Consider the following 1209-nt stretch of genomic DNA (forward strand, 5'->3'; position numbering starts at 1 on the left):
GGTACTGCAGACCGCGTTCTGTGATTACGTAGTAGTTGTCGCTGCTATCAGAGACTTTGATCAGCCCATAATCGGCAAGTGGGTCGATTGCGCGATAGACGGTCGAGCGTGATGGTGGACTTTTCGATAAGCGTTGTAGGTTGTGATGAATAACACCCGGTGAGAGAGCGAGCTCAGACTCTGCAAGCAATTCCAGGGTAGAGTCGGTTGCCTTGTTCATCCAACTCGCCCGTTTACGCATTGATGGCTTGGATTTCCTGCATCACTTTACAGGCATCGACTTGTGAGCATGTAGACACATATTATGTCTATTTGGGAAATAGTGTGTCAAAACTTATTGCATATCTCCTCTAACACGAAGTAACCACTGTCTATTGGATTACTCAGTCCTCTCAGAAAGGACCCGTGGTAGGACACGGACCCAAGACGGTTGGTTGGACCAAACCGCATGCTATCGAACACACCACCCACGCAAAAAGGTCTCGTCGCACAGCCACCCCTCACCACGGAGGGTCGCGAATGACCGAGCCCACCATCGAAGATCTCGCCGCCCGGATCGATGACCTCGAAGACCGTGTCGACGACCTCGAGACCGACAATCAACAACTCGAAGACACAGTCGAAGCCCAAGCAGCGACCATCGAATCCCAACAAAACAGACTCGACGACTACGAGACCCGCATCCAGACCCTCGAATCCAAACTGGACTCGGCAACCGACCACCGCAAGCATCTCCAACAGCGCCTCCACGCATTGGAGTCAGAGGGAACGACGACCGACAACAAGGATAATAGCCGTCTCTCCCCACTGCAACAACTGATTCGCCTCCCCTTCAAAGCCGTCTCTAAACTCACTGCCAACCAGGAACGTGCCCGGTTCATCGCGAAGGACATCACAGAGTACGCCACAAAAGTCCCTGCTGGCTTCGCACTCGACTCGAGTTCGATTCGCACCGTCTTGCACGCAAAGGAAGGTCGGACGCCGCACACCCAAACTGTCGCCCGCGTCATGGACTTTCTCGACGACTTGGGGAAAGAGGCGGTAAAGATCGTGAAACGCCGCGGGACCAAGCGCGTCATCTTTACCGAACACGCGATCTCGAACCTCGCGGGGACGTCGTCTGCCTCGCGGGGTATCACAGACGTTGTGATGGGGTGGCGATAGTGCAGGTGTGATAGACGGCGGATAGTCGTACACTACGCGATAAGA

At 54.3% G+C, this 1209-nt stretch carries 2 protein-coding genes; one reads left to right on the forward strand and one right to left on the reverse strand.

Annotated features, from left to right (window positions below):
* On the reverse strand, nt 1-220 hold a 220-nt coding region (locus AUR66_RS22645), incomplete at its 3' end, for a hypothetical protein (RefSeq protein ID WP_231727879.1).
* 299 nt (nt 221-519) lie between these two features.
* Here AUR66_RS22645 and AUR66_RS12600 point away from each other — a divergent pair.
* Nucleotides 520-1164, forward strand: a complete 645-nt coding sequence (locus AUR66_RS12600) for a hypothetical protein (protein ID WP_058572711.1) — start codon at nt 520-522, stop codon at nt 1162-1164.
* The last annotated feature ends 45 nt before the right edge of the window (nt 1165-1209 follow it).

This window comes from Haloferax profundi (genome assembly GCF_001469865.1).
GTDB lineage: Archaea > Halobacteriota > Halobacteria > Halobacteriales > Haloferacaceae > Haloferax > Haloferax profundi.